This window comes from Sanguibacter sp. Z1732 (assembly GCF_051020515.1).
Lineage (GTDB): Bacteria > Actinomycetota > Actinomycetes > Actinomycetales > Beutenbergiaceae > CALKWS01.
The window spans coordinates 1,437,783-1,458,470 of sequence record NZ_CP194857.1 but is presented as its reverse complement, the minus strand read 5'-3'; the positions used below and the strand labels follow the sequence as shown (position 1 = coordinate 1,458,470).

At 69.6% G+C, this 20,688-nt stretch carries 17 protein-coding genes and 4 pseudogenes; 8 read left to right on the top strand and 13 right to left on the bottom strand.

Translation table 11 applies throughout. From position 1 onward, the window contains the following. The first annotated feature begins 159 nt into the window (after positions 1-159). Together ACRRRO_RS07750 and ACRRRO_RS07745 are read left to right on the top strand one after the other, a co-directional pair. Positions 160-549 (top strand): VOC family protein, encoded by a 390-nt coding sequence (locus ACRRRO_RS07750; protein ID WP_424795554.1) that lies wholly within the window; start codon positions 160-162, stop codon positions 547-549. Positions 550-665: 116 nt separating this feature from the next. Beyond that, positions 666-1,139: pseudogene (locus ACRRRO_RS07745) on the top strand (SRPBCC family protein); the annotation flags it as partial. 161 nt (positions 1,140-1,300) lie between these two features. On the opposite strand, the gene ACRRRO_RS07740 reads toward ACRRRO_RS07745, so the two are convergent. From ACRRRO_RS07740 to dnaB, 6 genes and pseudogenes are all read right to left on the bottom strand, one after another. Beyond that, entirely contained in the window at positions 1,301-2,500 is a 1,200-nt protein-coding gene (locus ACRRRO_RS07740; protein WP_424795556.1) for an MFS transporter, read from the bottom strand. A gap of 96 nt (positions 2,501-2,596) precedes the next feature. Beyond that, a complete protein-coding gene (locus ACRRRO_RS07735; protein ID WP_434081335.1) occupies positions 2,597-3,649 on the bottom strand; it encodes a methyltransferase domain-containing protein in 1,053 nt (350 codons plus the stop codon). A gap of 5 nt (positions 3,650-3,654) precedes the next feature. Further along, a complete protein-coding gene (locus ACRRRO_RS07730) occupies positions 3,655-4,569 on the bottom strand; it encodes an FAD-binding oxidoreductase (protein ID WP_424795558.1) in 915 nt (304 codons plus the stop codon). Between the two features lie 34 nt (positions 4,570-4,603). After that, positions 4,604-4,873: pseudogene (locus tag ACRRRO_RS07725) on the bottom strand (FAD-binding oxidoreductase); the annotation flags it as partial. A gap of 302 nt (positions 4,874-5,175) precedes the next feature. After that, a complete protein-coding gene (locus tag ACRRRO_RS07720) occupies positions 5,176-6,816 on the bottom strand; it encodes a LuxR C-terminal-related transcriptional regulator (protein ID WP_434081334.1) in 1,641 nt (546 codons plus the stop codon). 280 nt (positions 6,817-7,096) lie between these two features. Then, complete coding sequence (gene dnaB / locus ACRRRO_RS07715) at positions 7,097-8,449, bottom strand: replicative DNA helicase (RefSeq protein ID WP_424795560.1); 1,353 nt, start codon at positions 8,447-8,449, stop codon at positions 7,097-7,099. Between the two features lie 426 nt (positions 8,450-8,875). Between dnaB and ACRRRO_RS07710 the strand changes: the two genes are divergently transcribed. From ACRRRO_RS07710 to ACRRRO_RS07695, 4 genes and pseudogenes are all read left to right on the top strand, one after another. Further along, positions 8,876-10,225, top strand: coding sequence for an MATE family efflux transporter (locus ACRRRO_RS07710; RefSeq protein WP_424795561.1), 1,350 nt, complete (start codon positions 8,876-8,878; stop codon positions 10,223-10,225). Between the two features lie 197 nt (positions 10,226-10,422). Then, positions 10,423-11,139, top strand: a pseudogene (locus ACRRRO_RS07705) (Gfo/Idh/MocA family protein); the annotation flags it as partial. Positions 11,140-11,660: 521 nt separating this feature from the next. Beyond that, positions 11,661-12,500 (top strand): aldo/keto reductase, encoded by an 840-nt coding sequence (locus ACRRRO_RS07700; protein ID WP_434081566.1) that lies wholly within the window; start codon positions 11,661-11,663, stop codon positions 12,498-12,500. A gap of 4 nt (positions 12,501-12,504) precedes the next feature. Continuing rightward, positions 12,505-13,530 (top strand): LacI family DNA-binding transcriptional regulator, encoded by a 1,026-nt coding sequence (locus ACRRRO_RS07695; RefSeq protein WP_424795563.1) that lies wholly within the window; start codon positions 12,505-12,507, stop codon positions 13,528-13,530. Between the two features lie 54 nt (positions 13,531-13,584). Here the strand turns inward: ACRRRO_RS07695 and ACRRRO_RS07690 are convergent, their stop codons facing one another. The 7 genes from ACRRRO_RS07690 to ACRRRO_RS07660 all read right to left on the bottom strand — a co-directional run bounded on the left by ACRRRO_RS07690 (position 13,585) and on the right by ACRRRO_RS07660 (position 18,662). After that, positions 13,585-13,884 carry a DUF4333 domain-containing protein gene (locus tag ACRRRO_RS07690; protein ID WP_424795564.1) on the bottom strand — a complete coding sequence of 100 codons (300 nt, stop codon included), beginning with the start codon at positions 13,882-13,884 and terminating at the stop codon, positions 13,585-13,587. A 248-nt stretch (positions 13,885-14,132) separates the two neighbouring features. Further along, complete coding sequence (rplI, locus tag ACRRRO_RS07685) at positions 14,133-14,588, bottom strand: 50S ribosomal protein L9 (protein ID WP_424795565.1); 456 nt, start codon at positions 14,586-14,588, stop codon at positions 14,133-14,135. Positions 14,589-14,607: 19 nt separating this feature from the next. Continuing rightward, positions 14,608-14,856, bottom strand: coding sequence for a 30S ribosomal protein S18 (rpsR, locus tag ACRRRO_RS07680; protein WP_424787293.1), 249 nt, complete (start codon positions 14,854-14,856; stop codon positions 14,608-14,610). Between the two features lie 60 nt (positions 14,857-14,916). Beyond that, a complete protein-coding gene (locus ACRRRO_RS07675) occupies positions 14,917-15,429 on the bottom strand; it encodes a single-stranded DNA-binding protein (protein WP_424787292.1) in 513 nt (170 codons plus the stop codon). A 10-nt stretch (positions 15,430-15,439) separates the two neighbouring features. Then, positions 15,440-15,748, bottom strand: a complete 309-nt coding sequence (gene rpsF / locus ACRRRO_RS07670) for a 30S ribosomal protein S6 (RefSeq protein WP_424795566.1) — start codon at positions 15,746-15,748, stop codon at positions 15,440-15,442. Positions 15,749-15,999: 251 nt separating this feature from the next. Next, positions 16,000-18,123, bottom strand: coding sequence for a transglycosylase domain-containing protein (locus tag ACRRRO_RS07665; protein WP_434081333.1), 2,124 nt, complete (start codon positions 18,121-18,123; stop codon positions 16,000-16,002). Between the two features lie 17 nt (positions 18,124-18,140). After that, on the bottom strand, positions 18,141-18,662 hold the full coding sequence (locus ACRRRO_RS07660; RefSeq protein ID WP_434081332.1) for a hypothetical protein: 522 nt from the start codon (positions 18,660-18,662) through the stop codon (positions 18,141-18,143). Positions 18,663-18,893: 231 nt separating this feature from the next. Between ACRRRO_RS07660 and ACRRRO_RS07655 the strand changes: the two are divergent. Then, positions 18,894-19,974: pseudogene (locus ACRRRO_RS07655) on the top strand (inositol-3-phosphate synthase). Between the two features lie 106 nt (positions 19,975-20,080). Continuing rightward, the gene (locus ACRRRO_RS07650; protein WP_424795569.1) at positions 20,081-20,632 is read left to right on the top strand and encodes an rRNA adenine N-6-methyltransferase family protein; all 552 of its coding nucleotides are present in this window, start codon (positions 20,081-20,083) and stop codon (positions 20,630-20,632) included. The last annotated feature ends 56 nt before the right edge of the window (positions 20,633-20,688 follow it).

Sequence of the window (20,688 nt, the reverse complement as noted above, 5' to 3'; positions counted from 1 at the left end):
GGCTCCTTGCCGATTTGTCAACGGGAAAGTTGCGCCTGAGGTGACGTGATGTCCTAACGTGGTGAGCGTGACCAACACCGAGCCCCGACGGCGGGGTATCGACGACGGCGTCCGGGTGGTGCACGGGGCGGTCCACGCCGGCGACCCAAAGGAAACCTTATGACCGAGCTGACTCCATATCTCTGCGTCGCCGACGCCCGAGCCGCCATCGAGTGGTACGTCGCCGCGCTGGGCGCAGAGGTCACCTACGAGCCGATCGTCATGGAGGACGGCCGGGTCGGCCACTGCGAACTCGCGATCGGCAAGGCGCGCTGGATGATCTCCGACCAGTTCGACTCCGCTGGGGTAGCCGCCCCCGACCCGACCCGCGGGTCGGCGGTGTCGCTGCATCTCACGGTCACCGACGTCGACGCGGCCGCCGCCCGCGTCGTCGCGACCGGGACATCGATGACGCGCGGCCCCGAGGACAGTCCGCCCGCCGGGCGGGTAGCGGTCTTCATCGACCCGTTCGGTCATCGCTGGTTCCTGAACCAACCGGGCGAGAGCTGACTCAGACCCGCTCGGCCAGGGGAGTCAACCCGAGCCCTGAGTGCGTAGGGCCTCACCCGTCCCCCAGCGGCGATGCGCATACGAGATGATGAGGATGGCAGCGAAGCTACGCCGAGTCGATCACCGTCGCCGCTTCACCGGAGTCCATCTATGCCCTGGTCAGCGACGTCACCCGCACGGGTGAATGGAGCCCGATCTGCCGTCGCTGTGAGTGGGAAGACCCCGACAACACCGGCGTCGGCGCGCAGTTCACCGGTTTCAATGAGACACCGCAGCGCTCCTGGCAGACACGGTCAACGGTGGTCGCGGCGGAGCCAGGCCGGGCGTTCGCCTGGGAGGTAGGCGACGGCTACGTTCGGTGGGGCTACGCGCTGCGACCCGTCGACGGCGGGACCGAGGTCACCGAGCACTGGGAATTCCTGCCAGCCGGGCTGGAGATGTTCGCCAGGCGGTATGGCGCGGAGGCGCCGTCCCAGATCGAGGAACGCACCCGCGCCGCACACCAAGGCATCCCGCGCACCCTCGCGGCGATCAAGCACATCGCCGAGGCGGAACGACACACCACCGATCCACCCGCTGCGCCTCGCTGACCACACAACGCGCGCACGTCTTGTGTGACCGGGGTGCGCTGGTGGTCCTACCAGTGAAGTGGCAGGCCGTTGCCTAGCCCCAGCGCAAGCCGAGTCGATGGGTCACTGCACCGTGCCCGCCACTGCCTGGATCATGGCGCCGGCGGCGAGCCCTCACGCGACTATGGTTCGTTCCGATTAGGGCTCGGCCTCAGAGCGGTCAGCACCGCCGAGGCCGCGATCACCAGTGCGAGCACCAGGCCCGACACGGCCCAGTCTCCGACGGCAAGGGCGAGGCCGGACAGCGCAGCACCCAGCAGGTAGCCCGCCTGAATGGCACCGGCGAGAGCTGTCATCATCAGTTCCGGCCGCTCCGGGTGCTGAGCCATACCCAGCACGTTCGTCGTGGCGATCCGGGCGCCCGCGATGGCGTTGGCCACCGCGTAGGCCACCGCACCGACCAGCCACCGCGGGCGCGCGTCGCCATCGAGGAGAGCGCTGCCGAAAACCCCGGCGACGGCAACGGCCAGCAGTCCGGACAGGACGTACACCGTGACCCGCAGGTCTCCGGCCGCGGCGAGTCGGCCACCCAGGACCGAGGCGATGACGAAGCTCACTGCCCCGGCGGACAGCACCCATCCGGTCAGCCCTTCGGTGGTCCCCAGTCCCACCACGAACAGCGCCCCCACGTACGTCAGGACACCCGCCCATCCCATGTACGCCAAGGTCTCCGCCACGGCCCAGCGGTAGGCGGGCCGTGGCATGTTGGCCAACCCACCGCGACTCACGGTGCCCGCCGGGCCGGCGAAGCGCCCGGCGAGCGTGAGGACACCGAGGGCCAGGATCGCGGGAAACACGTGGGTGGACCGCCAGGAGATGTGCTCGGTCAAGGCACCGCTGATCGGGCTCCCGATCACCCAGGCAAACCCGTGGGCTGCGGTCACCCAACCGGCGGCCCACGCCCGACTGCCTCCGGTGAAGCCGCCGAGTCCGGCGAATCCCGCGGTAAGCAGGGTGGCGATCGCCAGTCCCACCGGCACGTGGGCGACCAGGTAGTGGATCGGGCCGGTCGCCGTGGCCACCGACGCGCTGGCGGCAAGAACGAGAAACGCACCGGCCACGGCTAGACGTCGCACCCCGAAGGACGAGACCGAGACCGAGACCAGCAGGGCTAGGGCTCCTGCAAGAGCGACTGCGCCGGTGAGGGACCTGGCCTGTCCGGCCGCCGCGACCTCGACACCGAGGTCGGTCGCGACAGCCACGAGCGAGGGAGTCAGCACCGCTAACAATGACTGCGAGGTCATCGCGGCGGCCACGAGCGGAACCAATCGCGCCACATCCCGCTCAGCAGTGCGAGGGGCGGTGTCCACGTCCCGGGTCACGGCCACCACCTTCAGGGCCGGGCTTCCAGGACCATGAACATCGGGGTCTGGGCCGCCCGCCGGAACCGGGTGAACCCGGCTTGACCGGCCACCTGCTCAAGTTTCGCCTGCCCCGCTTGGGCGCCCAGGGCCGCCTCGGCGCGCCCTGGCGAGCGCGCTCGGAGTGCACACCATGGTGGAGACGGAGTAGAAGGTGCGCGCCCGCACGCTCTCGGCCGGGTCGTCGTCGGCTCGCGGTTCGGTGAACATCCACGTCCCAGACGGTGCGAGGGCGCGACGGATGTGCCGCGCCGCACCGACTGGATCGCCCCACTCGTGCAAGGCATTGAAGACGCAGACCAGGTCGTAGTCGCGGCCGGGGAAGTCCTCCGCGGTGGCCACCTCGAAGGTGACGCGGTCGCTGACCCCGGCCTCGGCTGCCGCGGTGCGTGCCGCCTCGATCGAGGCGACGTGATTGTCGAATCCGGCGAACCGAGAGGCCGGGTAGGCCTCGGCCAGCCGGATCAGGGCCTCGCCATGACCGCATCCGACGTCGACCACTCGCGCCCCGGACTCGAGCCGGGCCTGCATGCCCTCCAGTGCGGGGATCCAATGGGGCACCAGGTTGGCGCGATAGACCGGCCCGAAGAGACGCTGTGTGCCCACGTACAGGTCGGGGTGGTGCCCGCCCCACCCGAGGCCGCCGCCGGAGGTGAAGGCGCGGGCGAGGGTGTCGACGTCCTTGTGGTTGGAACTGGCCGCGAGCATTCCACCGATCAGGTAGGTCGGGCTGGCCGGATCCGCCAGGCACGCCGCCTGTTCAGGGGTCAGCCAGTAGGTACCGCCGGCGGGGTCATGCTCGGTGTACCCGCTGGCCACCTGGGCGTTGAGCCACTCCCGCAGCAGCCGCGGGTGGCAGCCGGTCACCTCCGCAAGGTCTTCGGGTGGGCAGGGACCATGGGCAGCGAGTGCGGCATAGAGCCCGAGCCGGTCGCCCAGCACCACGGTGGCGGCGTGCATCGTGGCGGCCTGGTCGGCGCCGTAGCGTTCGATGAACGCTTGCAGCCGGTCGGAGTCCGGGGTCGACGCCGTTGCAACTCCCGACGGTGCGGCACGCGCGGAGGCCGGGCCTTCTGGAGTGGCTTCGATCGAGTCGATTCTGCTCGGCATGACCCTCACCCCTGGATGTTCTGGTTGACATGGAACAGGTTGCTCGGGTCGTAGGCGGACTTGACCTGCAGGAGCCGGCCGTAGTTGTCGCCGTAGGTGGCGCGCACCCGATCCGGACCCTCATCCATCATGAAGTTCACGTACGCCCCGCCGACGGTGAACGGGTGGATCGCCTCCCAGTACGCGCGGGCCCAGCGGGTCAGTGGCTCCGCGAGCCGGGGATCCGGGTCGATGGCAGCGATGACCATGGACCAGGTGGCGTCCCGGAATTGCCACGCGGTGTCGGCGGGATCGACGTCGTGCACCGCCCCGTCGATGGGGTACAGGTGCATCAGGGACTTCTCACCCGGTGCCCGGGCGGAGTGCTCCAAGTGGGCATCGATCGCGGCGTCGGGCAATTCCTTGACCACATCGCCCTTCCAGTACCACTGAAGTCCGGGCGGGAGCAGCGGGTCGAACATGGACTGCAGCGCCGGGTAGGGCATCTGGGTGCAGCCGTCCAGCAACGGCGTGGGCAGTTCGTCACGGATCGGGCGCATCGCCTCACGAGCCTCGTCCTCCGGCCCGTCGTAGCAGCACACCAGGACGCATGACTGCCTTCCCCGGATCTCCGTCGGGAACGGCGGCACCGACGGCACCCGCTTGAGTCCCAGGAAGGGGGAGAACCGGGGTGCGGCCCTGGGCAGGAAGTCGCGGTACCAGGCCATCACCTCCCGGGCGTGGGCGACGTCGAAGAAGATCGGCCCTGCGAACACGGTGTCCACCGGGTGTGCGCGGAAGAGGAACCTGGTCACCACCCCGAAGTTCCCGCCACCACCGCGAACCGCCCAGAACAGATCCGGGTGCTCCTCGGGCTTGGCGGTCACCAATCGGCCGTCGGCGAGGACGACGTTGCTGGCGGGTGAGGTACCCGTGCCCACCGCCGAGGGTCAGACCCCCGACCCCGGTCGAGGAGACGATGCCGGCGGGCACGGCCAGCCCGGACGGGTGGGTGGCCTGGTCGACGTCGCCCTGCGTGCACCCGGGTCCGGCCGTCACGGTGCGGGTCGCCGAGTCGACCCGCACCCCTTTCATCGGCGAGAGGTCGATCATCAGGCCGTCGTCGCAACTGGCGAAGCCGGCACCGTTGTGCCCGCCGCCACGGATGGCGATCGGCAGCCCGGTCTCGCGCCCGTAGGCAACGGCGTTGATCACGTCCGCGGCACTGGTGCAGCGGATGATCATCCGGGGTTTCTTGTCAATCATGCCGTTGTAGAGGGCGCGGGTGATGTCATAGCGAGCGTCATCGGCGTCGATGACCTCGCCCCGGAGTCGTTGCCGCAGATCCAACATGAGGAGTCCCTTCTCGTGACCGATTGCCTCACGCTAGGAGTCGACGTCGACGACGCGCATCGGGCCGATTGCCCAACCTCGCACCTGTCATGGGTCATCTGACCCACAGCACCGGCGAGGTCACCCGGTCAGCGCACGGACGGCGCCGGGTAGGCGCGCGCAGCAGTCAGTGCCGTCAGGACACGGTCGGGCGGTCAGCGCGGTGAGCGCGGCACGAGGCCCTGCTCGAAGGCGTAGGCGGTGGCCGCTGTGCGGGAGGAGCAGCCAAGTTTGGCGAAGATGCTGGACAGGTGCCGGGCCACGGTCTTCCTGCTGATGAACAGCTCCGCCGCGACCTCCCGGTTGGTGCCCCCCAGGGCGACCACGGCCAGTACCTCCACCTCGCGCGGCGTGAGTTTGCCGGCGCCTCGGCTCGTCCCATCGAGGGCCGTCACCTGCTCGAGGTCACCGACTGCGCCGAGTTCGGCGAACACCCGCTGCGCCGCCGCACGTTCCCGGCGGGCGCCGTCGAGGTCTCCCAGGGCCTGACAGGCACGCCCGAGCAGGGCCTGCACCCGGGCCAACTCATACGGCACACCGAGTTCGCTCCACAGCCGGTGCGCTTCGCGCAACTCGCCCACCGCCTCCTCCAGGCGGTCCTGGGCCAGGTACACCGCGCCACGGGTGGCGTGTGCGGTGGCAGTGAACCCCGAGGTGGCGTAACGAGCCGCGATGCCGGCCACATCCGTGGCTGCCTGCTCCGCGACCTGCACCTCACCGGCGGCCAGCGCGACCTCGACCTGGGCGACCCGCAGCGGCAGACGCCGCAGCGCGTCCACGGCGGACCCGACGGCGATGGTGAGGCCGGCCAGGGCTGCATCGTGCTGGCCGCGCGCGCACTGGAGCAGAGCCAGGCCGGGCTGGGGATCGCGACCCCGGGCACGGGCCTGCTCATAGGCAACGTCTGCGTCGTCGTACTCCCCGCGCAGCCGCCGCAGTTCGGCGACCTGGTAGTGCGCTTCGGCGGCGCTCGCGACGTGCAGGTGCTCCAGATCCGCGCACACCTTGGCGGCCTCCGTTTCGGCCTCAGACCATCCGCCACTGGCCTGCAGGACTTGGGAGCGGTGCACCCGGCAGATCCCGGTGAACAGCACGGCCGCGGGCAGGCTGTCGAGCCACTGCGTGGTGGGCGCGGTCCAGGAAACCAGCCGGCGCACGTCTCCCAGTTCGTGGCAGGCAGCCATCAGGTGGCAATAGATGTTTCCCGCCCACGTCGGATGGAGATCCTCGGTGAGCACCGCGACCATTGCCTCGTCCAGAAGCGAGAGCCCCTCGGTGGTGCGGCCCTGCTTGACCAGCGCTCGTCCGTGCCCAACGATGCTCAGGGCCACCAGGTTGGCGTCGTTGTGTCGCCGGCCGAGATCCGCTACGCCGGCCGCGCTCGCCACCACGTCATCGCCGACCGGCCCGCCCAGACCTGCCTCCACCTCGAGGATGTACATCAGGTAGCCACGCTCGGCGCAGTCGGGGTGATCGTCGAGCAGCCGCTGGGCGCGACTCAGCCATCCGGAGCCCAGCACCGTGTCGCCGCGGAGCAACAGGTCGACCGCGATGTGAATCGCGGCCATCGCAGCCCGCGCGGGTAGGTCGCCCTCGAGGTAGCGGCGATAGGCGCGTTCTGCGGCCGCCAAGGACTCCTCGACCTCACCGAGCCACCAGGCTGCGTCCGCGAGTAGGAACGTGTCTTCGGCGGCCAGGTCCTCCTGAGCCTCTGCCTTGGTGAAGCCTTCGCGGGCAGCATGCCAGTCACGGCGCTGGTACGCCGTCCGCGCTGCCGTCACCAGAGTTGCGCTCAAGTCCTCCACCGAGCCTCTCACCCTCGATGGTAGTACGTGCCGCCGGCGGACCTCAGTGGATCCTGCAGGGTGGTCAAGCAGACCTCGTCGGTGATCGGTGTGGTCCAACTGCACTCAGACGCCCTACTTGGGCCCTACGCACTCGTCGCCGCCTACCACCACATGCCTCAGATCGAGGAGGGCCCCAAGGGCTTCGAGACCAGAACTGCGGCATCTCCCTGTGCGGGTCGGGGTAGATGTGCCGGCGTCGCGGCATCTCTCGACAATCGCGACGGCACGGTCACTGCGCCATGTCGACGAAGCGCGTGTAGTGGCCCTGGAAGGCCACCACGATGGTGTCGGTGGGGCCGTTACGGTGCTTGGCCACGATCATGTCCGCCTCACCGGCGCGGGGCGACTCCTTCTCGTACATGTCATCGCGGTGCAGCAGAATCACGACGTCGGCGTCCTGTTCGATACTGCCCGATTCGCGAAGGTCGCTCATCTGGGGACGCTTGTCGGTGCGCTGCTCCGAGCCACGGTTGAGCTGGGAGATCGCGATCACCGGCACCTCCAGTTCCTTGGCCAGCAACTTCAGCGCCCGCGAGAACTCCGAGACCTCCTGCTGGCGCGACTCCACCCGCTTACCCGAACTCATCAACTGCAGGTAGTCGATCACCACGAGCTTGAGGTCGTGTCGCTGCTTGAGCCGGCGACACTTCGCGCGGATCTCCATCAGTGACATGTTCGGAGAGTCGTCGATGAACAGCGGGGCATCGGAGACCCGGCTCATCGTGCGGGCCAGTCGAGTCCAGTCCTCGTCGCGCATCGTGCCCTTGCGCATGTTGTTCAGCGGCACCTGCGACTCCGCCGAGAGCATCCGCATGGAGATCTCGTTGCGGCTCATCTCCAGAGAGAAGATCACCGACGTCATCCCGTGCTTGATCGAGGCCGCGCGCGCGAAGTCCAGTCCCAGGGTTGATTTTCCCACAGCCGGCCTGGCCGCGACCACGACCATCTGCCCGGCGTGCAGGCCGTTGGTCAGGGCGTCGAAGTCGACGAAGCCGGTGGGCACCCCCACCATGCCGTCCCCGTGGTGGGAGGCGGCGTCGATCTCCTCCATGGTGGCGTTGATGATGTCCTTCAGCGGGACGTAGTCCTCGCTGGTGCGACGCTCGGTGACCGCGTAGACCTCGGCCTGGGCGGTGTTCACCAGATCGTCGACGTCCCCGCCATCGGTGGCATAGCCCAACTGCACGATCCGGGTGCCCGCGTCCACCAGTCGGCGCAGCACCGCGCGCTCCCGCACGATCCGGGCGTAGTACCCGGCATTCGCTGCGGTGGGCACCGACGACAGCAACGTGTGCAGATAGGGCGCCCCGCCGATCCGGCCGAGTTCACCGCGTTTGGTCAACTCCGCCGAGACCGTCACCGCATCCGCCGGCTCACCCCGGCCGTACAGGTCCAGGATCGCCTCGTAGATCGCCTCGTGCGCCGGGCGGTAGAAGTCGGTGCCCCGCACCACCTCCAGCACGTCCGCGATGGCGTCCTTGGACATCAGCATGCCGCCCAGCACGCTCTGTTCGGCCGCCACGTCCTGCGGTGGGGTCTTGTCGAAGGACTCCCCCGGGGGAGCCATCTCTGCCAGGCTCATCGGCCCACCCCCTGGTTCCGTCTCACTGTGCCCCTCGCCGTCCTCGCTGAAATTCCGTACTCATGTTCTACAGCCGACCACTGACACGGGTCGGGCCGCACCGGTGCGGTGCCCATGTGACCCGGCCTGGCGTCGTCGGCCTTTCCGGGTGCACTCCCGGTCTTCCCGGGCGACCACCCCGGCGCCGTCTTCCCTGCGACGCCGGATACCCACCCAGCGCGAGGCTAGGGCCCCACCGGCCGAACGCCAAACCCCGGTGTTCCCGCCCTGTGCACGAAGACCATCTAGGCTGTGGACACCGTGTGGACAGTGCGGCCCCTCGTTGTGCACAGGGCGGGGACACAGGTGTGGATAACACCTCAGAAGCGTGCCGTCACAACGAAAAGTCCCTGTGGATGCTGTGTATGGAAAGAAGTCGGAGGATCCGTGGACGACACGCCCGCCCAACACGCCGACCGGGGCCGGGCACTGGATCGTCGCATCCTGTCCCTGGCTTGGCCGGCGCTGGGCGCACTGGTCGCCGAGCCACTCTTCGTCCTGATCGACTCCGCCGTGGTCGGCCGCCTGGGCGTGAACGAACTCGCCGGCCTCACCCTGGCCTCGACGCTGCTGGTCACCGCGGTGGCGATCTTCGTCTTCCTCGCCTACGCCACCACGGGTGCGGTGGCCCGCCAACTGGGCGCCGGGAACACCCCCAAGGCACTGGCCATGGGGATGGACGGGATGTGGCTGGCGCTCGCACTCGGCCTGATCACCATGACCATCGGGTTCGTCACCGCACCCTGGGTGGTGACCCTGATGGGTGCCCCGGCCCCGGTGGCCCCGCACGCCATCGACTACCTGCGCTACTCCCTGCCCGGCGTCCCCGGCATGCTCGTGGTGCTGGCCGCCACCGGCGCCCTGCGAGGGTTGCAGGACACCCGCACCCCCTTCGTCGTCGCCGTCGCCGGGGCCATCGTGAACACCATCGGCTCCATCGGCCTGGTACACGGGGCGGGGCTTGGCATCGCGGGATCGGGCCTGGCCACCGCCCTGACCCAGATCGGGATGGGCGTGGTGCTGGCCGTGGTGGTGGTGCGCGGAGCCCGCGCGCACGGGGTCTCGGTCAAACCCGCTTTCGGCGGGATACGGGCCAACGCCCGCGCAGGGATGCCGCTGCTGGTCCGTACCCTGACGCTGCGCATCGCGGTGCTGCTGACCGTCGCCGCGGCCACTCACCTCGGGGCGGTCACGATGGCCGCCCACCAGATCGTCAACGCCATGTGGGGCCTGGCCGCGTTCGGCCTGGACGCCCTCGCGATCGCCGCGCAGGCGCTGATCGGGCACGGCCTGGGCCGGCGCGACGTGGAGTCGGTCCGGCGCATCATGCGCAGGTCGCTGCAGTGGGGCACTGCCGCCGGGGCGGTGCTCGGCCTGGTCTTCGCCGGGACCGGCTGGTTGATCACGCCCCTCTTCAACGCCGACCCCCAGGTGCAGCAGGCCGGCGCCTGGGGACTGGTGGTGATCGGGGTGCTGATGCCGATCGCCGGATGGGTGTTCGTGCTCGACGGCGTGCTCATCGGCGCCGGCGACGGACGCTTCCTGGCCTGGGCCGGTGTGATCACGCTGGTGGCCTACCTGCCGTTGCTCGGGCTGGTGTGGTACTTCGCACCCCCGGGCGTGCCCGGCCTGATCTGGCTGTGGAGCGCCTTCGCCGGCGCGTTCATGCTGGCCAGGGCGATCACCACCGGGATCCGCGCACGCGGCACCGCCTGGATGGTGCTGGGCGCGACGTAACAACCCGACGACGGCGGCACGCGGGTAGGTCCCGCACCGGCCCGCCCCGTAGTCGTCGAGTGCCGGCCCGGCACCGACCGTGAGTGCTGCGAGCGCCTGCAGGCGCCGCTCGGCCCGCGCGCCGTTGCGAGGGCAACCCTGGCCTCTTCCGGAGTGGCGACGGGCGGGTCTACGCTGGTCCGTGAACGTTCACGGAAATGCACGACGCAGTAGGAAACGGAGCACAGATGCCCACCACAGTCCGTTGGGCGGTCCTGGGACCGGGCCGGATCGCGAGGCGGTTCGCCTCCCAACTCCCGCACAGCCGGCACGGGCGGCTGACCGCCGTCGGCAGTACCGACGCCGGCCGGGCGCAGACCTTCGCCGAGGAGTTCGGGGCAAGCAGCGCTGGAACCTACGAGCAGGTCCTCACCGACCCGGAGGTGGACGCCGTCTATGTCTCCACCGTGCACACCACACACGCGGAACTGACCCTGATGGCGTTGGCGGCGGGCAAGCACGTGCTGTGCGAGAAGCCGCTGGCACCCAACCACGGCACCGCGATGGCGGTGGTTGAAGCGGCACGCAGTAGCGGAAAGGTGCTGCTGGAGGCGTACATGTACCGCTTCCACCCGCTGATCACCCACGTGCTGGACCTGGTGCGCCACGGCACGCTGGGGGAGGTCCACCACGTGGACGCAGCCTTCTCCTTCCGGGCCGGCGGTACCGGGCGGCTGTTCGATCCGGCCGTCGCCGGTGGCGGCATCCTGGACGTGGGCGGGTACCCCTTCTCCTTCGCCCAGGCGGTCGCCCGCGCGAGCGGGGTCTGCGGTGCCCCCGAACGTTTGGACGCCCGCGGGCAGGTGAGCGGTGGCGTCGATGAGTGGGCACTGGCCACGCTCGGCTTCACCGGCGGCCTGACCGCCACCATCCGCACCGGCATCCGGATGCACACCCCCTCCACCATCGCGGTGCACGGCACCGCCGGCACCGTGACCATCACCGACCCATGGTTGCTGCAGCCCGGTGACGCCGCGGCCACCATCGCCCTGCTCGGGAGCGAACCGGAGGTGGTGACCGCCGGTGAGGCACACACCTACGCCCTGGAGGCCGACGCGCTGGCCCGGGCCGCCGCGGCCGGTGCCGGCGAGGTGCCCGAACTCCCCCTTGACCACTCCCTGGAACTATCCCAGGGCCTGGACCGCTGGCGGGCCGCACTCGGGCTGCGCTACCCCTTCGAGACCGACACCGCCGACATCCCGCCTCTACGGGAGGTCAGCGCCCCCACCACCGGGGGCATCCCGAGCGCACCGATCGAGGGTGCCGGCGAGTTCTCCCGCCTGGTGCTGGGTTGTGACAACCAGCCCGACCTTGCGCACGCCTCGGCCCTGTTCGATGCGTTCTTCGCCAGCGGCGGCACCACCTTTGACACCGCCTACATCTATATGGTGGCGGGCTGCAGGAACGCCTGGTCGGGCAGTGGCTGCGCAACCGGGGACTGCGCGATCAGGTCCGCCTCATCGTCAAGGGCGCCCACACCCCGCATTGCGACCCGGAGTCGATCGGGCGCCAGCTCACCGAGTCCCTGGAGCGTCTGGGCACCGACCACGCCGACCTGTACCTGATGCACCGGGACAACCCCCAGGTACCGGTCGGTGAGTTCGTCCAGGCCCTGGACGAACAGATCAGCGCCGGGCGGATCCGCTCCTTCGGTGGTTCGAACTGGTCACTGGCGCGCCTGCAGGGGGCCAACACCTGGGCGCAGGAGCACCAGATGCAGGGCTTCGCCGCCCTGAGCAACCACTTCTCCCTGGCCCGTGCCCTCGATGTGCCCTGGACCGGATGCGAGCACGTGTCCGACCCGCAGAGCCGGCGCTGGCTCGAGGAACAACGGTTCCCGCTGTTGCCGTGGTCGGCGCAGGCGCGCGGCTTCTTCACCGGCCGGGCGCATCCCCAGGATCGTTCCGATGCCGAGCTGGTGCGCTGCTACTACTCCGAGGACAACTTCAAGCGGCTGCACCGCGCGTCGCAGATGGCCGCCGAACGGGACGTCCCGACGACGGCGATCGCCCTGGCCTACGTGCTCGCCCAGTCCTTCCCCACCTTCGCCCTGATCGGCCCACGCTCGCTGGCCGAACTCCGCTCCTCGATGCTGGCGCTGCAGGTGGAACTGAGCGCCGAGGACGTGGCCTGGCTGGACCTGCGTGACCAGGAGGAGGCAGGCTCCGGCCCCACACCGGGACCGGGAGCGGGGGCCGGGGAGTCGCGCGGAAGCGCTCCGCGCGCGGGTGCCTGAGCCGATGGCCGCGCGCGGCAGGGTCACGATCGTCGATGTGGCGGCTGCGGCCGGGGTGTCCCGCCAGACGGTGACCCGGGCGATGAACGACATGGCCGAGATCGCCCCGGCCACCCGGGAGCGGGTGCTGCAGGTGGCCCGGGAGTTGCGGTACCGGCCCTCGCGGTTCGGCCGGGACCTGGTCAGCGGGCAGCGCCGCACCATCGCCCTGGTGGTGCACAGCCTGATCAACCCCTATTACCCAGAACTGGCCTCGGCCGTGGTGGGGGCGGCGGCCCGGCGCGGCTGGAACGTGGTGCTGGCCGACTCCCGGCACGCCAGCAGCCCGAAGCAACTGCTCGCCGATCTCGGTGAGCAGGCGGACGCCGTCGTCGGCTATCTGGGTGCCATCCCGCACGACCACCGGGGTGACCTGCTTCCACTGGTGGTGATCGACGGCGATGCGGGGTCCGGCCATGCGGTGGTGCGTTTCGATGCCGCCGCGGCGATGGCAGATCTGGCCGACCACCTGGCTGGGGCAGGGGTGCGCCACCCGGTGATGGCGGTGCCCGGGTCCGGGAACGCGCGGGCCCGGGAGTTCACCGCCGCGATGGCCCGGCACCAGGTGCCGGTGCGGGTGCTGACCTACCCGGAGCCCGGGGCCGGTGGGGACCCCACCCGCTCCGGCGGTGATGACCTGGCCGGAGGGATCAGCGTGGCAGCCGCACTGGTGCCCGAGATCCAGTCCGGCGCCGCCGCGGCCGATGCGGTGCTGGGTTTCAACGACCTCACCGCGTGCGGGTTGCTCAAGGGCTTCCGCCGGGCCGGGATCGCGGTGCCTGACCAGGTGCGGGTCGCCGGAATCGACGGGCTGAGCCTGGGCACGGTGGTCTCGCCGGAACTGACCACCCTGGCACTGGACCTCGACGAGGTGGCCGAGCACGCGGTGGACCTGGCGATCGAGATCTTCGACGGCAGGACCGTCCCCGGTGAAACCGAAGGCACCGCGCGGAAGGTGTCGCACCGCCTCCTGGTACGCGAATCGGCCTGAGCCGGCGGCGGCGCCGGGCTCAGGCCGATGGGTCGCGCTCAGCCGGTGGGGAACTCAGCCGATCGGCTGTTCGGCCACCTCGATGTCGAAGTAGGCGGTGCCGTCGTCCACCTCGCTGACCACCAGGTAGACCTCGTACTCATCAGGCTCCCCCTCCATCGAGGCCACGCACGTCATCTCGGTACCGATCTCGGCATCCAGGTCACCTGGGCACTCCACATGGGGGCGCTCTCCGATCAGCCCCTCCAGGCTGTTGCCCGTGGTCTCCTCGACCTCGGACTGCCCCACGGCATTGCTGCACGCGGCCAGGAGGAGGAGGCCGGCCAGGAGGACGGCGCTGAACTTCTTGAGCATGATGACCTTTCGTCGGGAGTTCGTGTCGGACCCACTCTGGCGGGCGCGCCCCGCCCGGACCATGGGCAGAACTGCCCCGAGGAGGCGGGCCCGGGCGCACCGCATCGGTGCGGAGGAGGTGCTGGGCGTCCGGGAGGCAGCCTGCAGGATTGGCGGTGCGCCAACGCAGCCCGCACAGCACGCGGCCCGGCACCCGCAAGGGGCACCGGGCCGCGTGGTTGCGCGCTGCACGCGCGATCAAGCGTGGGTCAGGACGCCGGAACGACGTGGACCTCAACGGTCGCGGACACATCGGTGTGCAGGCGAACCTGGACGGTGTGCTCGCCCAAGGACTTGATCGGCTGATCGACCTCCACCTTGCGCTTGTCCACGCTCGGACCACCGGCGGCCGAGATGGCCTCGGCGATCTCGGAGGTGGTCACCGCGCCGTACAGGCGCCCGCCGGCGCCGGCGTTGACGGGGACCACCACGGTCTTGGCCTGCAGTGCGTCTCGCACCGCGCGGGCGTCCTCCACGGTCGCGATCTCTCGCTTGGTGCGGGCCCGGCGGATCTGTTCGATCTGGCGCTCGGCGCCCTTGGTCCAGCCGGTGGCCAGTCCACGGGGCAGCAGGTAGTTGCGTGCGTACCCGTCCTTGACCTCGATCACGTCGCCTGGTGCGCCCAGGCCGGTCACCTCATGGGTGAGGATCAGTTTGGTCGCCATAGTCTTCTTCTCCTCAGCCTCAGCGAGCCGAGCTCGAGTACGGCAGCAGGGCCATCTCGCGCGCGTTCTTGACGGCCCGAGCGATCTGGCGCTGCTCCTGGGTGGTGACACCGGTGACCCGGCGGGCCCGGATCTTGCCGCGGTCGGAGATGAACTTGCGCAGCAGCGCAGTGTCCTTGTAGTCGATCCCGTTCTCGAGCTTGGCTGCCTTGAGCGGGTTGGCCTTCTTCTTCACCACCGGTTTGGTGCGGGGCGGCTGCTTAGCCATGGGGGTACTCCTTGATGTGCGGGTGCCGGGCACGGGCCCGGCAAGAATGAATGGTTCGTATCAGAACGGGGGCTCGTCACCGAAGGTGGAGCCGCCGGATGCCCAGGGATCGTCGGGCTGGTTGCCACCGCCGGAACTCTGCTGGCCTCCGCCGCCGCCGCCGTAGCCACCGCCGCCTCCGCCGCCGTAACCGCCACCTCCGCCGCCACGCTGGGCGCGGGTGACCTTCGCGGTGGCGTACCGCATGGACGGGCCGACCTCGTCGACCTGTAGTTCCACCACGGTGCGCTTCTCGCCCTCACGGGTCTCGAAGGAGCGCTGCACGAGGCGGCCCTGGGCGATGACGCGCATCCCCTTGGTCAGGGACTCGGCCACGTTCTCGGCGGCTTCGCGCCAGATCGAGCAGCGCAGGAACAGCGTCTCGCCGTCCTTCCACTCGTTCGACTGGCGGTCGAACTGCCGCGGGGTCGAGGCGACCGTGAAGTTGGCAACGGCTGCACCCGAGGGGGTGAACCGGAGTTCAGGGTCCGCGGTCAGGTTGCCGACCACGGTGATGACGGTTTCTCCAGCCATGCGGCGCTCCTTAGTCCTCGGCGCGCTTGCTGCGCGTCTCCGGGCGGATGAGCTTGGTGCGCAGCACGGACTCGTTCAGGCCGAGCTGGCGGTCGAGCTCCTGAGCGAGCTCGGGGGTGGCGATCATGTCGATGACGGCGTAGATGCCCTCGGAACGACGGTCGATCTCGAAGGCCAGGCGACGCCGGCCCCAGACATCCACCTTCTCGATGGTGCCACCACCGCTGGTGATGACGTTGAGGAACTTCTCCAACGACGGAGCCACGGTGCGTTCATCGACCTCGGGGTCGAGGATCACCATCATTTCGTAATTGCGCATGCTTTCAACCCACCTCCTCTGGACTTGGCGGTCACGGTCTCTCCGTGACAGGAGGGTGATGCGAAGGCCCGGGCGTGCGCAGGGCGCACGGAGGCCACCCCCGAGGATAGCCGACGACGGCGGCCCTGCGGGCGTGGCATTCCTCACCTAAGTGTTGAACGCCGACTACGCGGCAAGTGTCTCGAGTTCGCGAGCGGTATCCGCCGAGGTCAGGGCAGGTGCCGCGACGTCAGAGGGCTTTCGCCACGGCGTCAGTCGTTGTCCCGGCCGAACAACGGGGGCACCGAGAGGCCCTCCGCGTCGGTGTCGCCATCGCCGTCGCCGTCGCCCCCGCCGTTGCCGCCGCCACTGCCGCCGTTGCCGCCGTTGCCGTTGCCGGGGTCGTCGGTGGGCTCCTCGGTCGGCTCCTCCGTGGGTTCCTCGGTGGGCTCCTCGGTGGGCTCCTCGGTGGGCTCGTCCGTGGGCTCCTCCGTCTCCTCCTCCTCGGGCTCCTCAGGCTCCTCCTCCTCGGGCTCCTCGGTCTCCTCCTCCTCGGGCTCCTGCGTCTCCTCCTGGGTGGGCTGCCGGGTGGGCTGCGGAGCGGGCGGGGCGACCGGCTGGGAGCGCTCGGGGAATTGCTCCACGTCCAGGTCCGCCACCGCCACGGTCATGAAGTCGGTCCAGATCTGGGTGGGGAAACTGCCGCCGGAGATCACGTTCTGGCCGCCCCAGCCGCCCATCGCCTCCTCCGAGCCGTCCTCGCCCACCTGGTACATCGAGACCGCGGTGGTGATCTGCGGGACGAAGCCCACGAACCACGCGGACCGGTAGTCGTTGGACGATCCGGTCTTGCCTGCGGCGGGACGGCCCAACTGGTTGGCGGTGGAACCGGTACCGCGCTCGACCACCTGGCTCATCGCGTAGGTGGCATCTGCGGTGACCTGGGTGTCGACGACCTGTTCAGCGGAACCTTCACCGGTGTAGATCACATTGCCCTGCGGGCCGGTGGCTTCGGCCACGATGTAGTTCTGGTGACGCTCACCGCCTGAGGCGATGGTGGCGAAGGCCCTGGCCATGTCGATATTGCGCGGGGAGGCGCTCCCGAGCACGTTCGAGATCACCGGCTCCAGGCCCGCGGTGTCTTCGGGAAGCCCGAGGCGGTGGGCCATATCCACCGTCTGTTCCGGTCCCACCTCCTGGTTGAGCTGCACGTAATAGGTGTTCACCGAGTCGTAGGTGGCGTGGACCAGGTCGATGTTGCCGCGGTTGCGTGGTGAGTCGAAGTTCCGCACCGGGGCGTCATACCCGTCGATCTCCATGGGGGAGTAACTGGGGTAGCGCTGTTCCAGCGTGATGTCGTTCTCCAGGGCAGCCAACAGGGTGAAGACCTTGAACGTGGACCCGCCCTGGGCGGTGTCCTGGGTGGCGGCGTTGCGCTGGACCTCCAGATAGTCCCGGCCCCCGTACAACGCCAGGATCGCACCGGTTTCGTTGTCCACCGAACTCAGGGCCACCCGCAACTCCTCCGGGGCGTCCTCGGGCAGGTCCTGGGCCGACTCGACCGCAGCGTCCTGCATGGTCTGATCGATGGTGGTGGTGATCTGCATCCCGCCGCCGTCGATCTCCGCCTCGGTGAACTCGGCCGCGACCAGTTCGTCGCGCACCATGGCCAGCAGGTGTCCGTTCGGGCCGGCGTAGACGTTGGTGCGTACGGCTTCGGCCACCTCGGGGAACTCGGCCGCATCCGCCTCGTCCTGGGTGATGAAGCCCGTCTCCACCATGTACCGCAGGGTGCGGCCGAACCGTTCCTGGGCCTGATCGGGATTGATGTCCGGGTCCCAGCGCGAGGGTGCCGGGATGATGCCGGCCAGCACGGCGGACTCCTCCACGGTCAATTCCTCGGCGGGCTTGTCGAAGTACTCCTGGGCGGCCCGCTCGATCCCATAGGCACCCCGGCCGAAATAGATCGTGTTGAGGTAGTTGCCCAGAATCTCGTCCTTGGACTGCTCCCGGTCGATCTTCAGGGCCAGGATCGCCTCCTGGAACTTGCCCGCATAACTGGTGGTCTGGCCCACGTAGTACCGCTCCACGTACTGCTGGGTAATGGTGGAGCCACCCTGGGTGGGGTTACCGCGCACATTGTTCCACAGCGCGCGCAGGATCCCCATGGGGTCCACGCCCACGTTGGAGTAGAACCGTCGATCCTCCGAGGCCACCACCGCCTGACCGACGTGCTCGGGCAGCGTGGCAGGATCGATGATCTGGCGGTCCACCTCGGCGAAGGAGCCCATCGGGGTCTCTCCGTCGGCGTAGAAGACGGTGGAGGTCTCCGACATCGCGAACTCTTCGGGTTCGGGGATGTCGATGGTCAGGTAAGCGGCCACGAAGACGCCCACGCCCAGGGCGACCAGGGTCAGGAAGGCACACCCACCAGGAACCGCCAGCCCGGCAACCAGCGCAGCACCGGCCCTTTTCCGCGGCGGGGATAGTTCCAGAACCCGCCCTTTCCGTCACCACCGCTGCTGCCCCGACCGTTGCCGGACTTGCCGCTGCCGGAACCGCCGCCGCCGCGACCACCGCCCGGGCCGCCACCGGATCCGCCGCTGCCCCGGCCCCCGGAGCCAGCCGAACTCTTGCTCGTCGTCGCCGCCCTGGTCCGTGCCTTGGTGGTGGTGCTCGCGCCACTCTTGACGGAACTACCACGCCGCGCGGTACCGCCCCCGGCCGCGCCGACGATCGCCGTCGTCCCTGCGCCCGCAGAGCCTGCGGTGGATCGCCACGCGGGCTTTCCGGCCGGCTGCTGACCTTCAGGGCGCTGACCAGCCAGTCGCTGGTTCACCGGCGGGGCGCTCTGCGGGTACGTCGCCGGGCGTGCGCCTCGTTCGTGCACGCTGCGGCGTGCGGGCCCTGCGTCCCTGCCGTGCTCCTGCGGCACCGGCGACTCCTCGTCCTCAACTCCTGCGCCCGCGCACGGGCGAGCCCTCGCTGCCGAGGGCCTTCACCCAGTATGCGCTGATCGGGCGTGGCTGGACAGCGGAGCGTGACGGTCTTCACCGCCAGTTCACACGATCTGCCCGCCCATCGTGACCGGGCCCACATCTGGCATTAACCTGCAAGGCGAGCCGACCGCCGGCCCTCGGGCCCGGCACGACCATAGGGAGCAACAGTGAGTTCAGTTCGGGTAGCGATCGCCGGTGTGGGCAACTGTGCCGCCTCACTGGTCCAGGGCGTGCACTTCTACGCCGATGCCGATCCGGACCAGACGGTGCCGGGCCTGATGCACGTCCAGTTCGGCGACTACCACGTGCGGGACGTGGAGTTCGTGGCCGCCTTCGACGTCGACGCCAAGAAGGTCGGGATGGATCTGGCCGAGGCGATCGGCACCAGTGAGAACAACACCATCTCGCTCTGCGATGTGCCGCCGCTGAGACGTGCCGGTGCAACGCGGGGATACCCTGGACGGGCTTGGCCGGTACTACCGCGAGACGATCGTGGAGTCCGACGCCGAACCGGTGGACGTGGTGGCCGCCTTACGGCAGGCACGCGCCGATGTGCTGGTGTGCTACCTGCCGGTTGGGTCGGAGGACGCGGCCCGCTACTACGCCCGGGCGGCGCTGGCGGCCGGAGTGGCGTTCGTGAACGCGTTGCCGGTGTTCATCGCCTCCGACCCGCACTGGGCGAGCAAGTTCGCCGACGCCGGCCTGCCGATCGTCGGTGATGACATCAAGTCCCAGGTCGGCGCCACGATCACGCACCGGGTGCTGGCCAAACTGCTCGAGGACCGCGGGGTGGTGCTGGACCGCACCTACCAGCTCAACATCGGCGGCAACATGGACTTCAAGAACATGCTGGAGCGGGACCGGCTGGAGTCGAAGAAGACCTCCAAGACGCAGGCAGTGACCTCCAACGTGGGTCACGATCTGGGTGAGCGGAACGTGCACATCGGCCCATCGGACTACGTGCAGTGGCTCGATGACCGCAAGTGGGCCTATGTGCGCCTGGAGGGTCGCGCCTTCGGTGAGGTGCCGGTGAACTTGGAATACAAACTCGAGGTGTGGGACTCCCCGAACTCGGCGGGCATCATCATCGATGCGATCCGGGCGGCCAAGATCGCCCTGGACCGGGGTATCGGGGGGCCGATCACCTCGGCGTCGGCGTACTTCATGAAGTCCCCGCCGCAGCAGTACGACGACGAGACCGGCCGGGCGATGGTGGAGGCGTTCATCGCCGGCGACGCCGAGCGCTGAGCCGCGGTCGACGCGGCGCACACGGCCCCGGGCGGAAAAATACGTGGCGCTGCGGCACGCTTCGTTCCTACCGTGATGCCCATGAATATGTTCTTGATGGTGCGTCGTGTCCGGGAACGGGCGCCGCGGCGCGTGGGGATGGCATCCGCTACGTCCTGACTGGGCCCGGCGGATCGTGGCCGAGTCCGGGGTCGGCGCCGGGGACCTGGTGTTCGACCTGGGCGCCGGCAACGGTGCGCTGACGCTACCGCTGATCGCCTCCGGCGCCGAGGTTGTCGCGATCGAACTGCACCCGGAGCGGGTGGAGGACCTGCGTGCCCGGGTCGCGGGCCGAGCTCGGGTGGTCCAAGCCGACCTGCGCGAGTTCTACGTGCCCGGCCGTCCCTTCCGGGTCGTGGCGAATCCCCCGTTCGCCCTGACAACCCACCTTGTGCGCACCCTGCTCGCCGCTCGCGGTCTGCGTTCGGCGGACCTGGTCCTGCAGCGCGGTGCGGCCCGCGGGCTGAGCCGGCGACCGCCGGTGCCGGCGCGCTCGAGGTGTCACGCCAGGCAAGGACGCGGTCGGCAGTGGAAGGTCGGGGTGGGTCGACATCTTCCCGGGGCGGCGTTCGTGGTGCCGGCGTCGGTGGACGCAGCAGTGTTGCAGATCCGCCGTTGACAGCGGCCGTCGTCGAGCGTGCGGTCCGCTGGGGTGTGGTGCCGTCGCGTGCCCTG